Here is an 18,369-nt window from a genome sequence, read left to right on the forward strand (position 1 = left end):
TAAGTAAAAAATATGCATTCCTAGCTCCCGGGTCTCGGGAAGATTGGTTGGACACCTGGTTGGGGCTGGGGCCATACTACTACGGGTGTTAGAGTACCGTTTATTAACTGGACTTGCAGTATCGCGGTACCAGCGTATAGGTTGTCGCCGTTTGGAGCGAATTTAATCCTGCCTGTTGGATAGAGCTGTGCCGCTATACTATTCGTCTCGTTTAGATCGAGGCTTAGGAAGGCCTGTCTCAAATTGTCCGGATCTAGCGGATTACTTGGGAACATTTGCCCGGCTTTCTCTAGCGCCTCGTATATTGTGAACATCGAGTAGAATATTATACCGCCTGCTTCAGTAGGCATCTTACCATACCTCTTCTCGAACTCTTGGACAAGCTTCCTATTCCAATCAGTTGGTTTAGCAGGGTTGTAGCTGTACGTGTTGGTATAGTAGAGGACAGCGTCACCGGCTGCCTTTATAGAGTCAGGATCTGTGAAACCGCATGCTCCAGCTCCCGCGATGAATTTGGGGTTTAAGCCGGCTGCTTTAGCTGTTTTAGCAAACAATACTCCATCGCTGAAGTATGGTACGGCAATAATTATATCCGGGTTCAGCCTCTTGATCTGGTCTATTATAGGGCTCATATCCGTGATATCGTAGGGGTATGATATATGGGCTAGTACCTCAACGCCTTTCCTCGCCAGCTCGAGGTGGGCACCATTACTTACCGTAGTACCGAATATCGAATCCTCGTTTATAATGACAGCTGTTTTAATCGTCACATTCTTCTTACTAGCCATATCCATTACGAAATCAACTGCTGAAATACCGTGGGCGCTGGCTTTAGGAGCCACCCTGAAGAAATACATCCAGCCCTGGGCGGAAAGGTCGTCTACGAGAGCGTCTGATACAAGTATAACCTTGTTCTGCTCCGTGACCGTTCCTATCGCTAGAGTAAACCTGCTGATATATGCTCCAATGATTATAGGTACATGGTATTGAGATATCAGTTTCTCAGCAGCCAGCCTAGCCGACTCAGGGGATGTACCGGCGTCTTCGACAACAATCTCTATCTTAGCCCCGCCAAGGGATCTAACCCCACCCAGCTCATTGTTTATTATGTCTGCTACTAGCTTAGCAGCGTTTACAGCCTCCTGCCCGAAGATAGCGTACCCGCCTGTCAGAGGTTCGACAACCCCGATTACAACTTTTTCAATCTTCGGTGGAGCAGGAGATGGAGCAGGCCTAGAGACATAGTAGTAGTATCCTAAACCGGCGGCCAAGACGGCTATAATGACTACGATCGCGATAATAAGTGGTGTTTTAGTGGGCTTAGCACCCATAGGAACTACCTCTATAATCATAGGGTGTTTCAAGAAATATAAACCTGTCTTTTATAGAAATATTTTACACGTATATACTAGCCTTCCCTTACTAGTTTCACCATAGCCCTAAGTATCTTGATATACCCTGTGCACCTGCACAGATTTCCTTCGATAACCTTTTTAGCGTCTTCAATATTCCTAACGATACCTTTCTTCAACGCAGAGTAGATCGTTAGGACGAAGCCCGGGGTGCAGAAACCGCATTGGACAGCCCCTTCTCCAACTAGTGCTTCGATAATCTTCTTCCCTAGCTCGTCTCTTACAACGCCTTCAAGCGTCGTTACCTCTCTACCCTCGACCTGGGCTGTTAGGAGGAGGCATGAGTATACTGGTTCCCCGTCTAATAGTACGGTGCAGGAGCCGCACTCGCCTCTCTCGCACCCTCTCTTAACGCTAGTCACTTTAAGCTTCAGCCTCAGGGTGTCGAGGAGTATCTCGTTAGGCTGGACTTCTACTTCTACAGGCGTGTTATTTAGCCTAAACGATACCTTCACGATACGTCACCTCTTCATCTCTTCTAGTATCTCGAGGAGGGAGTCCCTCAGGAGTATGTAGGCCATATGCCTCCTGTACTCGGCGGTAGCTCTGACATCGGTTATCGGTGATATATCCTGCCACACCAACTTGCTTGCTTCAGCTATTAGATCCCTGCTAAGGGTCTTGCCTTCTAGATATTTCTCTACGCTATAGGCTCTAACAGGCTTGGGCGCGACAGAGTTTAGAGCCACCCTGGCTCTAACACCATTCTCTGCTTCCTCGATGCCTACAGCTACAGCCACTATAGACAGAGTGAAAGCGTTACGGCGGCCTAGTTTCTTGAAAGCATAGTATCTCCTAAACCCTTCTACTACAGGTATTTCGAACTCTGTTATAACCTCCCCTCTCCCTAGGACGGTTCTTCTAGGCCCGAGGAAGAATTCCTCTATCGGGATCTTCCTCTCGCCCGAAGGCCCTTTGACCTTGACTAAAGCCCCGTGGACCAGGAGCGGGGGTGCTGTATCAGCTGCCGGCGAGGCATTAGCGATGTTACCGCCTATTGTAGCTATATTCCTGATCTGCCAGCTCGCCATATTGTACACTGCCTGGCGTAGTACCGGTATCTTCTCTTCGACTACTTTCGAACGCAGGATCTCCTCTAGCCTGGTTAAAGCCCCGATCCTAATTCTATCCCCTTCGTCAACGATAAACCCGAGCTCTCTCAAACCTCCTATGTCGATAACAGCCTTAGGCTTATACCTCCCGATTTTCAAATCTACTAGCAGGTCTGTCCCGCCTGCTAGAAACTTGTAGTCTCCTAGCCTGCTCGCTAGCTCTATGGCTTCCTCTACTGTACTAGCCCTGTAGTATTCGAAATCAGGTAGCTTGTAGAACATTGAATCACCTCCCTGAGACGCCTAGTAGCTCGAGGACATATTCGGGTGTGATTGGTAGTTTTGTTACATTAGCTTTCAACGCGTGTGATACAGCATTCGCTATCGAAGCCGGGATAGGTATTAGAGCCATCTCACCCACACCCTTCGCACCGAAAGCACCATACTTGTAAACGTCTTCGACGTAAACCGGTTTCTCAACCACTGGTACATCCAGCGAGGAGGGTATGACATAGTCTGTGAGGTCAGCATTGACGATTCCACCCTTCTCGTCGAATACGAGTCTCTCGAAGAGAGCATACCCCATGCCTTGTACAGCCGCTCCTTCAACCTGGCCTTCCACCTGCTGGGGGTTGATAATCCTCCCCGAGGCTAGAGCCGGCCAAACCCTGAGTACTCTAACCAGGCCTGTCTCAGTATCTACTTCGACCTCGGAGATGATAGCTATATAGCTGAACGCTGGATACGCGAAGCCCTGGCCTACCGAGTCGTCGAATTTACCTTTGGGCAGGAAGAAGTAGCCTGTAGCAGATAACTCTATCCCCCTGGCATAGGCCTCTCTGACTAGGTCGATCCATTTAATACTCCTATCCGGGTTACTCTTATCGTAGACTCTCCCATCCCTGAATTCAATATTATCCGGTGTCGTACCCAGTATGTCTGAAGCGAGCCTGGCAAGCCTCTCCCTAATCCTACCAGCAGCAACCTCGATACCGATCCCTCCTATCCCAGTACCCCTCGAGGCGTGGGTGGCGCCAGTATCCGGTGCTTCAGTAGTCCCAAAGACGATCCTCACCATCTCCGGGGGTACGCCGAGGATTTCCGAGACGATCTGGACGTGGGAGCTAGTAGGGCTACCCTGCCCCATCTCTACAATTCCAGTGAAAACCGTTACCGAACCGTCTTTCTCGACTTTAACGATAGCATTAGACCAGTCGGGGACGCCTCTAGAAGTGCTAATCCCATGCCATGCTACTGCGACGCCTATGCCTTTCTTCACTCTGGTACTCTGCTTGTTAAACTCCTCGTACTCCCTCCTCCTAGCTCTCCACTCTGATTTCTCTGCGACAAGTTTCAGAGCCTCTCCTACGCCTACTGAATGGTCTAGAACCTGGTTTGTCAACGTCTTCGAGCCAGGCTTCAGAATATTTATTAGCCTGAATTCCACGGGGTCTAAGCCGAGTTTCTCTGCTAGGAGATCCATTTGCCTCTCCACAGCGAACTGGATACTTGGGTTGCCGAAGCCTCTGAAAGAACCCTGGTAGACCTTGTTAGTGTAGACAGCGTACCCGTCTACCCTAGCGTTAGGCACTTCGTAGGGGCCGGATGCGTGCATCGTAGCCCTCCATAGTATGAAGGGTGCTCTGTTAGCATAGGCCCCGGTATCGTGGATTATAGTGACATCTATAGCTGTAAGCCTCCCGTCCCTGCTGGCACCGCTCTTATACCTTATTACAGTAGCCTCCCTCTTAGGATGTATCTTGATGGATTCTTCCCTCGAGTATATTATGAACGCAGGGCGTTTCGTCAGATATGCTACGAGAGCGGCTTTAGCTATTGTCAGAGGGCCCTCGTCGTCTTTCCCGCCGAAGCCTCCTCCGAGATAAGGTACTACTACTTTAACCCTGCTGGAAGGAATCCCGAGGACTCTTGCAGTAATATCCCTCGCAAGATGCGGGTGCTGGGCTGCCCCAATTATTGTAATCCTCCCTTCGGAATCCGGTAAAGCGATCGCTGCTTCCGTCTCAAGATATGCGTGCTCCTGGTGGTGGGTCCTATACTCGTTCTCGACAACTACATCTGCTTCCCCGAATCCTTTATCTACATCGCCTTTCCTAACCCTTGTTCTAAAAGCTATATTAGAACCCGCTTCCTCGTGTATCAAAACATCCGTCTTAGACATAGCTTCCAACGGGTCTAGGATGTAGGGGAGAGGCTCGTATTCAACCTCTATCTTCCCAGCAGCCTCTATAGCTTTATCCCAACTTTCAGCAGCTACAAGCGCTACGACCTCGCCTACGTACCTAACCTTGCCCTCCGCGAGGAGAGGCTGGTCTGGTAGCGCGTAGCCGACCTGGTTCACGCCCGGTATATCTCTGGATGTTACGACTGTTTTAACGCCCGGAATGGATAGGGCTTCCCGCGTATTGATCGATTTTATACGGGCGTGCGGGTACGGGCTTAGAACCTGTTTCACGAATAGAGCGTTATTGTAGAAGTATCTCACATAATAGTCTTCGGTGAATAAAGCATTGCCTAAAGCCTTATCCAGAGCGTCAACCCTTGTCACCCCTTTCCCGACAACGATATATGTTTGTGCGGACAAGTATTTCTCGAGGATCTCGTAGGGGTCTTCCATAGACAAAGAAAAGCCCCTCGAATTATTTTAGAGCAGGCTATAGTATTTAAACCTTTGATTAACCCTTCAGCTTGTATACTATTGTGTGCACTACAACCCCTCTAGCCCCTTCGAGATACCTTCCTCTAATAACACCGTCGGAGATAAACAGGTATTCTCTACCCCCGGTATACACTATTACAACCATATACTTCCCCTTGCTGATGATATGGGCGAAGTAATCCGAGTAGGGTACACCGTCTGTCACATAGGTTTTCTCAATATCCCTGAGGAGAGAAGCCCTCACGAGGGTGAGCGAGAGGTCTGTATCTATTTTCTCCGGTAGCCCCTCCCAGAAGGGTTTCTTCGGTTTACCGACAGGCTTAGGGATAGTAAGAGAGGTTGAAACAGTGATTTTCCTACATCTTTCCCCGGCTAGCGAGTTGTAGCTTTCGAATAACGTAGCATAATCTCTCAGGAGACTCTTCCTCGCAAAGAGCCTGCCCGAGGTTTCGAATTCGACTCTGAAAAACGAGCCCCCTAGGTACAGTAGGGCTAGTAGGCTAAGGTAGGCTCCCGGCTTACCCTCGATTATCTTCTCGAAGTAGAGCGCCCACCCTTTTATCCCGGTGACTAGATTATATTGTATAGAGTGTTCAACGGGTTTCCTAAACCCCACGACCAGCTTCTCCTTTTCCATACTACAGTTTAAGACAACAGGTATATTGCTTAAGAACAAGCATGGGTCTAGCAATAGCTCGTCGAGGAAAGTCGGCGGACAGTTACTTAGATCTATCTGAACCTTCATCTCCGAACATCATATACTATTATTTGCATCTACTCATTCTCCTAATATTGATATTTGAGTTAAATATTTAAATCAAAAACCCTGTTAAAAATATAACTGTTAGAGACAGTTTGTTATGGGCATAGGCTCATAAGTATTGTAAGATCGGTTTGAGATAGTCTAGTATACGGTCTTCTAACTCCTTATCTCCTACTGTGTATCTAGCAAGCGATTCTACTAGCAGCCTATAGGCTTGCTTCTCATCCAGACCTCTCGAAGCGAGGTAGAAGCCCTGCTCCGGGGATAGCCTGAGGTTCCTAGCGTAGTGCCTACCCTCTAACACCTTGTTCGAAGATACTTCGAGAGAAGGCTGCATGAAGGCATTTCCCCCCAGCTGCACAGAGTCGATACCGTAGACCGCAGTAGCATCGCCCGCATCTTCCCTGATCCTAACAACACCTCTGGCTACGCCCGTAGAGCCTTCTAAAGCGAGTAGTAAATGATGGATCTTAACAGAAGGGCTAGACCCTCCTGTTTCGACACGAAGGTAGTAGTCGAGAGTCGAGTTGTCGCGGACTATTGTAATAATCTTATGAGTCAAATTTGTAGAAGACGCCTTTAAAACCTCGTCTACTCTAAGGGTTCTCTGCGAGTCGACTAGAACTACTCTCCTAGCCTCGTAGCCTAGGTAATCGTCTACTACCCCAAGGTAGCTTACGGGGCCCCTGCTCAATCTGAAAACGAGCATTGTATTAGATGGTTTATCCCTCTTTAAGTATATTCTCAGGCTCAGAGGCCCGCTCGACTCTATGCTAAAATCTATGACATGAATCCTACTTCCCCTGGTCTCTATAATGATATCTGAAGCAGAGAAACCGCTACCGCCTGCTACGTGAATCGGTATGACACTAGCATCCTCTTCTAATGTTATAAGCCAAGTAGAGCGCGGTATCTTAGAGTGTATTGCACAGAACAATGACACGCATCCTCCCTGATACTCCGGTAGCGTAGAAGATTTAGACACCGAACCCCCATCCCGTATAGTAATTAATACATCCTCGATCGGATACTTCAGTAGAGCGTCTGAAAACTGCCTTGGTTCAATGTAGTGCTTGATAGTAGGCGAGTCGCCGGCAACCACAAGCTCCTGCATCACCCTACACCACCCAACTCCTCGAACTCGATCTCGAGAACCCTCTTGAGCATGCTCGCGAATTCGAACGGGAGTTTAGCTAGCACGTCTCTTACGAAACCGGTGATCACCGTTGAAACAGCCTCGTTCCTCGTAAAGCCTCGAGACATCAGGTAGAAGATCTGGTTCTCGTCGAGCCTTACCGTAGACGCTTCGTGCCCGATACTAGAGTCCTCCTCGAGTATATGCACTATAGGGTAAGTATACGACCTGCTCTTCTCATCTAGTATAAGGCTCTGGCACTCAACGTAGCTAACCGAGTTACTAGCCCCTTTATTAATCTGTACTAGGCCCCTGTATACATTCAAGCCCCCGTCGGCTGAAACACTCTTAGAGACTATCCTACTCGAGGTATTAGGGGCTGCGTGGATCACTTTAGAACCCGTGTCTTTAACCACGCTTCCTCTGCTAATGCTGAAGAGTGTTGAAGTAGTCTTGGAACCGGCTCCTCTAAGTATTGTAGAAGGATATGTTACAGTTATCTTGCTACCAATACTTCCTTCAACCCATTCTATAACCGCGTTTTCTTCCGCAATACCCCTCTTGTTATTAAAGTTCACTATATTCTTACTCCAGTTCTGGACTGTTAGGAACGAGAGCTTGGAATTCCTGTGGGCGTAGAGTTCAACCATACCATCGTGGAAGCTCTCCCTCCTAAGTCTAGGGGCGCTACAGCCCTCTATGAAAACGATCTCGCTACCTTCGTCTGCGACAACCACTGTATGCTCGAACTGGCCCTCTAGCTCTTTACCTACGATGAAGAAGGCTTCTACTGGGTAGGCTACCCTAACCCCTCTAGGCACGTATACGAAGACTCCCCCACTCCATAGAGCGTAGTGTAAAGCCGCGAATTTATGGTCCGTATATGGGAATACCCTCGAGAAATATTGTTTCACGAGGTCTGGTATTTTCGCTACAGCTTCCTCCATAGGCATCATTACAACACCGGTTTTCCTAAGATAGTCTTTCAAAGCTACGAAAACGCTCTCGCTATCTAACACTGTCGCGAGACCGGCTAGGAATTTCGCATAGGCCTCGGGTAGCTTCAGCTTCTCATATACCCTCCTTAGATCCTCCGGTAGCTCATCCCAGCTTCCAACCTTCTCGATGTCGGGTTTCGAGTATAGAGTCGCGATCTCGTCTAAGTCTATTACGCTTATATATGGCAACCATCTAGGAGGCTCGGCTTTCTCAAAGAACTCTAGAGCCCTCAGCCTAAGCCTCCTCATCCAGTCCGGTTCTTTCTTAACTCTGCTAATCTCTTCGACAAGACTCCTGCTAATCCTTCCCCTTATCTCCAGCTTGCTCTCGTATCTAACACTATCTAGCTCCAGGGTTTCCAGCATTGTGAAATCCACGCCCATAACCTACACCAGCCACGAATAGCCTTCTCTAGCAATCTTCTCCGCTAGCTCGACACCGCCTTCTGCGACAATCCTACCCTTATTCAGGACGAGGACTCTCGTAGGCTCTATCTCGTTGAGGAGAGCTGGGTAATGGGTTACCAGGAGGATGCACTTACCTTCGTCGAGACTCTTCCTAATATAGTCGGTTAACAGCCTAACTCCTTCAACGTCCATCCCGCTATCGGGTTCGTCTAAGATGAGGCATTTAGGTTTCAAGAGGATGGACTGGAGCAGCTCGCTCCTCTTCTTCTCCCCACCCGAGAAACCCTCGTTTAAACCCCTGTCTAAAAGCTCTCTCCTCAACCCTATATTCTTCGCTTCTTCTTCAAGGACGCTATCGATATTTCCTACCCCACCACCTGCGAGCCTGGAGAGGTGCCTAGCCAGGTCTCTTAACGATACTCCTCTAACCTCCACCGGGTTCTGGAAGAATAGGAAGATTCCCATCCTAGCTCTCTCGTAGGGAGGGGTTTTGGTTATATCGGTATTCTCGAAAACCACCCTGCCTTCTACAACCCTATAGCCTGGGTGGCCCATTATAGCGTAGGCTAGCGTAGTCTTACCGCTGCCGTTAGGACCCATTAGAGCAAATAGCTCGCCCCTCCCTATTCTGAAAGAAACATCCCGTACAATAACCTTACCGGCTACTTCGACAGATACCTTAGACAACTCGAGCATAAGCACACCCAGCTAGTTTCGTATTAGTGTTATATTAACCTAACCTAATAAACTTGGTGGGAGCATAGGGGGGATTATCCGGTTTTAAAACAACCCGTTCCCACTAGGCTAAAGAACAATACTGTAAGCGATCCTAACGAGTACAGAGCCCTCGCATACGTTCTCGCAGTAAAGACCTTTCAATATCCCGTCGACGTAGAGCATGTATTTTCTACCGCCTGGGAAGGTCTCTACTAACAGCCATGAACCGCTACCCAACTCCCTCCTAACAAGCCCCCCTAGCTCAACGCCTGGGTCCAGTATTTTAAACCCGCTGGATTTCTTCAAGAGGTTTGCTCTAAGCCTAGGATCGGATAGATCGTACTCGAGCCTAGAAGGGGTTGGTGCCGGCGGGGGCCTAGGCGTTTCAACAGGTTTCTCCACGCTCTTAACCGGCTCAGCTCTTGGAATAGCAGGAGGCTTCTCCTCCTTAACCTCTTCCTTCGCTTTCTGCCTGCATACGATAGACAGGGTTTTCTCAAGGCTTTTAAAACCCAGCTCGAGAGATCTAGCTATACGGCTTCTAAGCATCAATCCTGCTTCAAGCCTGTAGTCGACTATGAGCCTTCCCCCTTCGAGAGAGAGCCAGAACTCGGGTATTGCAGCCTTAGGCCTGCCTTCTTCAATATAATCCAGGCTTATAACGATCCTTGAAGGGTTTTTCTCGACGAAGTGGTATACAAACCTGGCCTTCAACGATTCCTCCGAGAACGATAACTTAAGTAGATCACCGCTGTACTCGCAGCTCTCTACTATGTACACCATTTTAAGCAGCTCGCAGATATCGGAGAAAAGGCTTTTAACACACTCCTGATCGATCAAAGGCGAACCGACGTTTATTTCAAGAGGCATAGATTATCCTCTTAATTTCACAGTATATTTTTGTTGCCTCGGTATTATTAACCTTAGCCGAGTATAGGGTATAAGATAATTAGGAAGCGTTTCCGGTGAAGGGTATTAGGCGAATACATTTCCCTGAACGCTGCCGGAGAAAGCCCTGGCTTGCGAGAACTTCTCTAGTAACTTACTGAGTATAGCCTCTATATCGACTCTACCGGGTATTCCAGCAGCCCTCAAATGCCCTCCTCCTCCGAGTTCTCTAGCAATAGATGAGACATCTATGTAGTCGCTTCTAAGGCTCGTACCCCTCGGATACCTTACGATGTATACGTGTGCTCTCAAACCATTCTTTTCAGCAACCTCGATTATCTCGCCGGGGTGTATTCTCGGGTCTGCGTCAGGGAATACTATTATCCTGAAGCCCTCTCTATCGATAATATCCATTCTAGCAATCGCTTCCCGGATGAGGTTTTCATATACTATCGAAACCTCTCTCTTATACAATTCTATCATCCAAGGAGGGGCTATATCCCTGTTTTTAAGCGATTCTAGAGCCTTGTACCTGACCTCCCAGCCATACCATCTCAAAACCCTTCTCCAGACCTTTGTTAGCTCGTATTTGTTCTCGAAGAAATCGTCGTCGTATGAGAGCTTGATCAATTCTCCTACGAAAGAGTCTTCTTTAAGACCTAGCTTGCTAGCTACGAGGTCTGCCGCTGTGTAGTTAGGGTCTACAATATAGGATAGGGTATTCTCGAATTCGGCGAGAACCCTATAGACCCTGCTATCCCACTCGTGGTGGTCGATCCAGTATATTCTAACCTTCTTCCTCCTGGCTTCCTCTAAAGCCGCAAGCAGGGCGTCTATATTATTCGTCTGGGGATTTAAATCAGCAATCCATATCTCGCTAGGAGGTCTATTAGACGATATTAATTCTAGCAGGTACTTGTGTACGGACGTTACAGATGCAAGGATCTGCCTAGTAGGTTTAAGCTTGAAGTATAGTATAGCAGCTGAAGCCAGACCGTCGATATCCCAGTGTGTTATCGTCACCGTGTTATAGCCCATTAGCATCCGCCACTCTAACCCAAGTAATTATAGGGTAACAGAAAATAAAACTATATATTTTGTTATTCGACAAATTATTGGAAACACGGGAAGGCGGTATAAGCCAATATTCTCAGCGTAAGAGGCTTCCCTACTAGGTTGCTGTTTAATAGGCTTCTTACCAGGATATATTAGTGACCTTATGGTTTGACGCAACCGGGTTGCACACTCCTGGTGGATAGTATACTACACATATTTAAGTATTTACAGTTTTATCGCGACTATTATCAAGCTACAATACTATATACGGCTAGATACGTAAACGTTCCTAGTGTAGGATGATATAATCCTCTCACCGCTTATGAGTATGACGCTAACAGGGCACTCGCCTATTTTCGTCGGCTTAGCCTTAAACAACACGTTTGCTACAGACCTTGGTTTAATAGAGACCTCGCTAAGGTTTTGCTGCGTGGTTTCGAAGCACCATGATGATAAGACAACAGCTACGCTGACCTCTCTATTCAACCCGTTTTCAATTTCTACATTAATATCGCACTCTGTGTTAACAGGTATTTCCCCAGGCGTTTTCAGATCAACGATTTTAACACCTGACAGCCTCTCTGATAGTATCCTGCTAGCTGTCGCTACCCATGCGTCTATGACCTTCGGAGACCAGAACTCGGCCCACCAGTAGTCGCTATCTAGTGCGTGCCATAGAGCCCACCTAGCCTGGTTACTGTACTCATCCCTCCCCTTAATCATAGCCTCGTAGGCTCTAAGCAACCCGACTATCTCCGATATCCTAGCCCAGTACTTCTCGTGCTCAGCTACCTCACCCCTCCACTTCCTGAAAGAGCCGAGCCATGAATTAGTCGGGATATTGTATAGTACTCTCCTCGCCGGGATCTCTTCGATAGCTTCCCTGAGATGTGTGAGACTAATAAAGCCGTAGTCTGATAGAGCCTCCAGGTATAGGATGACTTTATCTATGAAATAAGCTGTAAGTGGCGGGTTCTTCGAGAAAACCATCCAGTTCTCTCCGTCTAGCGCGAGGGTTAGTAATCTAACGCTTTTATCAAACCATTTTGATGCTACCATATAGGAGAATTCGAAAGCATTCCTCCAGGCATGGTATTCTGAGACGAAATTGTTCTGGAAGCTCAGTACATTGCTTAAATAGCTGTCTCTGAAGAATACTTGTATATGGCTCCTGGTTGAAGGATCCATGACTATATACGGTTCGTAAGGAGTAGCCTTCTCGCCTTCAGCATAGTAGAAATGGTTTCTATCGTCTAGTACCGTGTACTCTAAACCATTATCCTGGAGGAGTTTTACAAGCTTCATTGAGAAAGCCATTTCAGGAGTCCAGAAGCCTTCTGGTTCGTAGGAGCCTAGGATCTGCTTGGAAACGTTTTTACCGTAGGCGATCTCATCGCTTACGATATCGGTTAAACCAGCTATATCGGTTAGGAATCCGAGTATGGTATGAGCGTAGACGCTTGTAAGAACATCTATCCGCCCCTGTTTCAAGTAGTCGCTGTATTTAGAAAGCGTCTCTCCTATCATCTTAGCTTCAAACCCGTTTTTATCGATGGACCTGCCATCCTGGTAGACAGCTCTGCCTTCTAAAGCCATACTCCACTGGTAGAGTAGGCTAGGGCTTAGATTATACGTTGCCTTGTAGCTATCGTGTTTATCTAGTAGCACAGTATGGTAGTGGTATGGACCGTAACCGTAGGGTTTCAATATATCCTTGTAGACGTATATGAAAGCCCAATCAGAGTGGATCCTACCGTCAGGCCCGTAGTTAGGAGCCTGATGGTTGTGCCAGACGAAAGCTAATCTAAGCGGTCTCCTATCACGCACATCTCCTATTATGAAAGAGACCTCGTCTATAGGTGTCGAATCCAGGTACAGCCTAAGCTTGTAGACGCCTCTCTCGCCAGGAACTCCGAAGGAGGCTACTTCTACGATTTTGTCCCCGGATTTAACACTAATATTCTTGTCGAAGATAGTGTTATTCCTCCAGTCTACTATTCTCACTCTCAGCGCTTTATCCCCGCCTTTGTTATCTAGCAAGATATGTGCCCTAGCCTCGCTACCCGGTTTATAAATCGGCTTGTCGAGGACTAAATAGGATTCAACACCGTTGAAATGCTTAAAAGGGACTATGCTAGACATTTAAAACACCTGTTCCACCCGGCTTGTAAACAAGCGAGAGTTTTAAAGCCGACTTGTCCCAGGTGAAACCCTTTGATCTATCAACGCACGATCCTCTTAAAGATAGAGGGGCTTTCGAGCCTAGGCCTGCTATCTTTCTTAGAGCCGGGTCGGTTATAGACTCGGCGATCATCCGGGCAACCCTATCCTCCTCGACTTCCTCAAGCCTCATCAGGTATGCGGTATCGCTCATATAAGAAGCCAACTCGTCTACAGAGCCTGGTTCGACCAGGACCCCTGTACCCTTTACCCCGTAGACTCTAGCGTCAAGGACTGTTGTCTTAAACCCTCCGGTATTACTCGCTACAACAGGCGTGCCGGAAGCCATAGCCTCCAGGGCTACTAGGCCGAAGGGCTCGTAGAGGCTTGGGGCAATATATGCCCTAGAAGCGTAGTGTGCCGGGAGGTATATTCTCTTATCGACATGGCCGAATACAGCTTTAAGATTCCGCTTGAAAACCCCTAGGTGGTATACGATTTTCTCAAGGATCTTCTCGGATCCCGGGACTGGTATAACCATTAAGAGAATCCTAAGGTCGGGGTTTCTAGCTACCGCTTTCTCCAAGGATGCTAGCAGTACGTCAATACCCTTCTGCTTCGAAACCCTGCCTGTGAACAAGACAAGGTCTCCGTCCTCTTCGAAACACTGGTGCCATAAATCCTTCTCAACATCCAGCCCTAGCCTCCTCAAGGTTTCTATCGAAGAGGCATCTAGAGATGAAACCCTCTCCTTGCACAGGGTTTTCAAAAGCTTTTCCCTCACAAGCCTCCTAGACGGTTCCCCTGGCGACCCTACTAGTATAGAGCTCAGCTTTACTACTTCATCAAACGACCATGTAGAAGCATTCTCTACTACACCAACCCTTATGCCGTGGGCGAGCCCGACGAATCTCTCAACAGTCTTAGCGTAGTCAAGGCTCACTGTTATCGTCTTATCCGATACTAGCGGTACAAGCCTATCTACGAAGCCTGACGAGATATCGTAGTAGTAGGCGAAAGGCTTCAGCCCATATACTCCTCTCACGACACTACCTGCTAGAACACTCTCTAAATCACTCCTGCTAAACCAGGTTCTCGAAAGCAGGTGTATATGGTAGACGAGGCTTACGCCTACGCCGAGCTTGAGGCTGAGGCTGTTCAGAGCAATTAGAGAGATGCCAGAGTGCCAGTCGTTAGCATGAACTACGTCGGGAGCCGTGCCCTCGTAAACTGCTTTCTCGAACAATTCTCTAACTATCTTAGCAAAAACAATAGCCTTAAAGCCTAGGTTGCCCCCGTAGACGTCTGGATCCGAGAATACTCCTCCGTCGACGATGTAGTGCTTAACCCCTTCGAGCTCAGCTGTGTATACAACATACTTAGAGCCCTCTACGACAGCTTCTAGCTCGACACCCCCGTCGACCCTCTGCCCGTGCGATGGGGTTACAAGAATACTCTTCCAACCGTATTTGCTGATATACCTGGCTAGTGAGGGGGGTACCTCCGCCAGGCCCCCTACTTTCCTAACCGTCCTGGTCTCGAATGTAAGTATCCAGGATAGCAATACTACCACGCAATCTCTAATCTAATAGAAAGCCTTTTCTCATCCCCTTGCTTCAACTCGATACCTTCGAGGAACTGTACTGCGAGACCCTGGAACATCTCCAACAGCCCTTTCTCAGTCCTCGCAATAGTATTCAGCGGTGAGACCCATATCTCTACGCTTCTATCCGCCGACAATACTATATCGGGGTAGACAGGGCTCTTTATAGAGACAGACTTGGCAGAGCCCGTATATTGTTCTCTAACCGTTTTCTCAACGCCTTCCACCCTATACAATACCTCTCTATCGCTAAACCTATCTAGCTTGGGGGCGATATGGTATTCGATACCAAGCTTTCCTACTACACTCCCGCCGGAGACGTTTCTAAGAGTATAGTCTATTAGCACCCCGTTGGATAGGATTTTCACCTTCTTCGATACCTCTAGCTCAGCGATCCTATTCCCGAAGACGTAGTAGCCTCCTCTCGCAGTAAGCTCTACGCTATCCTCACTCCTATACGATACGTAGTGTTTCTTCAGGGCTAGGTCGCTCAAGTCTTTGAAAGGGGTATTCCAGATCCAGTCGTTTATACCCGTATCCATGCTCCACACGTGTATTCTACCGCTAACCCTCCTATACCAGTCCGGGTTGAACGGCATGTTCTCGAGGTAGGGCTCTCTATACCTAGACATAGTATCCTGCAGGTTATGCTCTAGACCCGGCTTCTTCACATCTAGTTCGAATATTGTCCCCCCGTCCCCTGGGTCGATGTATATGTTGAGATCCCTGTTCTCGATAATGACCTCGTCAAGCCCGTCGTAGTCGAAATCCTCTAGCCCGATATACGTTCTCCCGTCTTTGAAAGAGCCTATAGCCTCCTCAGCAATTCTCTCAGCGTAGATATAGCTCTCGTAGATCGCCTGTCTTAAATGCGATAGGTATACCCCTCCGAATAAACCGTGCCAGTAGGCGTCGTTGCACTGCGCTAGCATATACTTTTTCCACGCATCGGAATCCTCGGGTACATTTGCTCTCACGAGCTTGCTCCTCACTCTGAGCATCTTCTTATGCATATTGTTTACCTCAGCGTATTTCACAATGAAATTCCTGAAGAAGCCCCCGCTCCACTCGAGCATTTTATCGTAGCTACCAGGCGGGAGGTAGATTAGGCCTCTCACCCCATGCTTCTTCAAGTACTCTGATAAATGCTCCATTACAATATCTCTCTCAAACCTCATCCTAGACAGGAACTCTCTCAGCCACCACCTAGCCCAGGCGGGATCCCTCCACTCCCCGAATTTCTCAGCATCGCTACCCCATACTATCACCGGGTTCTCTAAGCCGGTTAGCTTCCTCTTCATGAAGTCTATTACCCTGACCGGCTCCTCCCATGGCAGGACGTATCTCAGCTCTGTATCTATGAAGAAAACCTTGAGCCTGCTCCCGGATTCTTCTGTGAGCCAGGGGTAGAGGGAGCCTCCACCAGCCCTATTCGTCTTATAGTAGATCGAATCGTCTAGCAGAACGTACTCGATCCCGTTCCTAGCAAAATGCTCTGCGAGAATAGGCTCCCAAACCCTCTCGGGTAGCCAGGCCCCTTTCGGCTTCACCCCTATTAGTTTCTCAGCGAGCCTCAAATACTCCTTCAACTGCAAGTCTCTGTCCCCGCTGGGTAGGATTGGTAGTATCGCCTCTCCATAGCTTCCCGCTAAGAATTCTGCCACACCATACTCGCCTAGCTTAGCCAGCCCGTTCAGCCACTCAGGGTAGTACTCCTGAGCGTACAGCAGTAGTGGGCCGCTGACATGTATAACGTATTTCAGGTCGCTGAATTCTCTGAAAACATCAAGGAGTAGTTTGTAGCTGTTCTCGAAGATACGGTCTAAGACCTTCTTCAACTGCCCCCATGGCTGGTGGAAGTGTATTGCGAATACGAAGTAGCCCGGCATACTCACCCTCCCAGGTACCTTCTAATAGCCGAGTCAATAGCTTTACGTGCTTCGTCAGCCCCTAGATCCCTGGCTCTCTCGATCTCTTCTGCTAGGCCTGGTAGCATAAAGACGTTTCTAAACCACTCCGAGTAGTCCCCTCTCCTCAAATGGTAGACGAATACGTCGTCAGGCACCTTCCAAATAGCCTCTCTGAACTCGGGTAGGCTACTAGCCTTCAGACCCGTGTAGCCTCCTAGTGGCGAGTAGAAGTAGAATGCTTTCTCAGGGGGTGTTTTAAACCTTGCTAGGAAGCCCACCGGGTCTTTCTCAATCCTCTGGCTCACTAGGAGCGATAGCACTCCCACCGCCTCCATGAATAGAGCGTAAGCGTCGGAAGCGTTCTTGTAAGGTGAGAAATACGCGTGCACCTCCCCGATGCTACCGAATTTAGTAGCCTGGTAGTAGAGGTGGTCGCTTATGGTGAGGAGCTTCCACAACCTCTTCAAACCCTGGTCCCCAGTGGCTTCAACGTAGAAGTATAGGTCGTAGAGTGCTCTCGCAGAAGACTGCTGCATGCTATTGCCTAGCCACGCGCTCAAATCCCTCTCGTCAGCCCAGCTTATCGAAGCCCAGGGCGGTATGTCTATCACGTCTCTAGCAGGGTACTTCTCGGCTGCTTCGCTAGGTGTCGAGAACGATAGGTTCCAGTACTTAAGGATCTCGCCGGGAAGCCACCTGAGGAATTCGTGTATCCCAGTCTCAGGCCAGTGGTGCTCTCCGAAAGTCTCGTAGTCTACTGCTATAAGTATTACATCTCCAGGTGTTGCGGATAGCCAGGCAGCGTATTTATCTGCTGTTAGAGGATACTGATCCCAGTTCCTATCGCTGAACCGGAATCCTACGTCGTCGCTCAGCCTATAGTTCCTTGTCAAAACCCTTATATCAGACCCGTAGGCTTTATACACGTAGTTCGGAGACCTCCAGCCTAGGACTCTCTCGACCCCTTCAGTCAAGACAACCCTGTAGCCCATAGATGCGAATAGGCTTGCGATATCGTTATTGTAGGAGAACTCGGTGTTCTCTATCGAGCTCGGCCTAACCCCGAACTCCTCCTCGATAAGCCTCCTGTGCTCTAAGACCTGTTCGATGAGCTCGGCGTTACCCGGTATACCCAGGAAGGCGACCATACTATGGTAGTATGTCTGCTCAACGAATTCCACGAGACCTGTCTCAGCCAGCTCCCTGAACAAATCTAATACCTGTGGAGCCCACTTCTTTGCTTGCTCGATGAAAACCCCTGAGAGACTGAATGCTACTTTAAACTTCTTATCCGCCTGGCTAAACCTCTTCACGTTCTCGAGTATTATCCGAGTAGCAGGTATGTAGCATTTAGAAGCAGCTCTCTCCATAACCAGTTTGTTGAGCGGCTGGTCGAATAAAGCGTCTTCGATATCCTCTAGGGTGAGCCGGCCCCTCAGAGCTTTCTCGACAAGCCTCCTGTATACGTCTCTAGCAAGCCTGTAGGGCTGGTGGACTTCGAAAACGAAAACTATATCTGGCAAACTTTCACCACGTGTTTCAACAACGATATCAGGGATAGGGATGCTTGGTAAAAAATATTGGTTG

At 48.5% G+C, this 18,369-nt stretch carries 14 protein-coding genes; all 14 read right to left on the bottom strand.

Translation table 11 applies throughout. From position 1 onward, the window contains the following. Window positions 1–20: 20 nt before the first annotated feature. Complete coding sequence (locus tag ACSU1N_RS06975; protein ID WP_440059522.1) at window positions 21–1,331, bottom strand: ABC transporter substrate-binding protein; 1,311 nt, start codon at window positions 1,329–1,331, stop codon at window positions 21–23. 77 nt (window positions 1,332–1,408) lie between these two features. Further along, entirely contained in the window at window positions 1,409–1,867 is a 459-nt protein-coding gene (locus ACSU1N_RS06980; RefSeq protein WP_440059523.1) for a (2Fe-2S)-binding protein, read from the bottom strand. Window positions 1,868–1,873: 6 nt separating this feature from the next. Next, window positions 1,874–2,746 carry an FAD binding domain-containing protein gene (locus tag ACSU1N_RS06985; RefSeq protein ID WP_440059524.1) on the bottom strand — a complete coding sequence of 291 codons (873 nt, stop codon included), beginning with the start codon at window positions 2,744–2,746 and terminating at the stop codon, window positions 1,874–1,876. 4 nt (window positions 2,747–2,750) lie between these two features. After that, window positions 2,751–5,102, bottom strand: a complete 2,352-nt coding sequence (locus ACSU1N_RS06990; protein WP_440060301.1) for a xanthine dehydrogenase family protein molybdopterin-binding subunit — start codon at window positions 5,100–5,102, stop codon at window positions 2,751–2,753. Window positions 5,103–5,160: 58 nt separating this feature from the next. Beyond that, window positions 5,161–5,889, bottom strand: a complete 729-nt coding sequence (locus tag ACSU1N_RS06995) for a hypothetical protein (RefSeq protein ID WP_440059525.1) — start codon at window positions 5,887–5,889, stop codon at window positions 5,161–5,163. A gap of 127 nt (window positions 5,890–6,016) precedes the next feature. Next, the gene (locus ACSU1N_RS07000; protein ID WP_440059526.1) at window positions 6,017–7,021 is read right to left on the bottom strand and encodes a SufD family Fe-S cluster assembly protein; all 1,005 of its coding nucleotides are present in this window, start codon (window positions 7,019–7,021) and stop codon (window positions 6,017–6,019) included. Beyond that, window positions 7,021–8,424: a Fe-S cluster assembly protein SufB gene (sufB, locus tag ACSU1N_RS07005; RefSeq protein ID WP_440059527.1), complete on the bottom strand. Its 1,404-nt coding sequence runs from the start codon at window positions 8,422–8,424 to the stop codon at window positions 7,021–7,023. Before sufB ends, ACSU1N_RS07000 begins: the two co-directional genes overlap by 1 nt. Window positions 8,425–8,427: 3 nt before the next feature. Next, on the bottom strand, window positions 8,428–9,144 hold the full coding sequence (gene sufC / locus ACSU1N_RS07010; protein WP_440059528.1) for a Fe-S cluster assembly ATPase SufC: 717 nt from the start codon (window positions 9,142–9,144) through the stop codon (window positions 8,428–8,430). A 108-nt stretch (window positions 9,145–9,252) separates the two neighbouring features. Next, entirely contained in the window at window positions 9,253–10,035 is a 783-nt protein-coding gene (locus ACSU1N_RS07015) for a hypothetical protein (RefSeq protein WP_440059529.1), read from the bottom strand. Window positions 10,036–10,140: 105 nt separating this feature from the next. After that, on the bottom strand, window positions 10,141–11,091 hold the full coding sequence (locus ACSU1N_RS07020) for a DHH family phosphoesterase (protein ID WP_440059530.1): 951 nt from the start codon (window positions 11,089–11,091) through the stop codon (window positions 10,141–10,143). 279 nt (window positions 11,092–11,370) lie between these two features. After that, on the bottom strand, window positions 11,371–13,251 hold the full coding sequence (locus ACSU1N_RS07025) for a glycoside hydrolase family 57 protein (RefSeq protein WP_440059531.1): 1,881 nt from the start codon (window positions 13,249–13,251) through the stop codon (window positions 11,371–11,373). After that, entirely contained in the window at window positions 13,244–14,833 is a 1,590-nt protein-coding gene (locus ACSU1N_RS07030; protein ID WP_440059532.1) for a glycosyltransferase, read from the bottom strand. Before ACSU1N_RS07030 ends, ACSU1N_RS07025 begins: the two co-directional genes overlap by 8 nt. A gap of 2 nt (window positions 14,834–14,835) precedes the next feature. Further along, window positions 14,836–16,761, bottom strand: coding sequence for an alpha-amylase/4-alpha-glucanotransferase domain-containing protein (locus tag ACSU1N_RS07035; protein WP_440059533.1), 1,926 nt, complete (start codon window positions 16,759–16,761; stop codon window positions 14,836–14,838). Window positions 16,762–16,763: 2 nt separating this feature from the next. Further along, window positions 16,764–18,305, bottom strand: coding sequence for an alpha-amylase (locus ACSU1N_RS07040; RefSeq protein WP_440059534.1), 1,542 nt, complete (start codon window positions 18,303–18,305; stop codon window positions 16,764–16,766). Window positions 18,306–18,369: the final 64 nt, after the last annotated feature.

It is taken from the genome of Thermogladius sp. 4427co (genome assembly GCF_051933805.1).
In the GTDB taxonomy this organism is placed as follows: Archaea; Thermoproteota; Thermoprotei_A; order Sulfolobales; family Desulfurococcaceae; genus Thermogladius.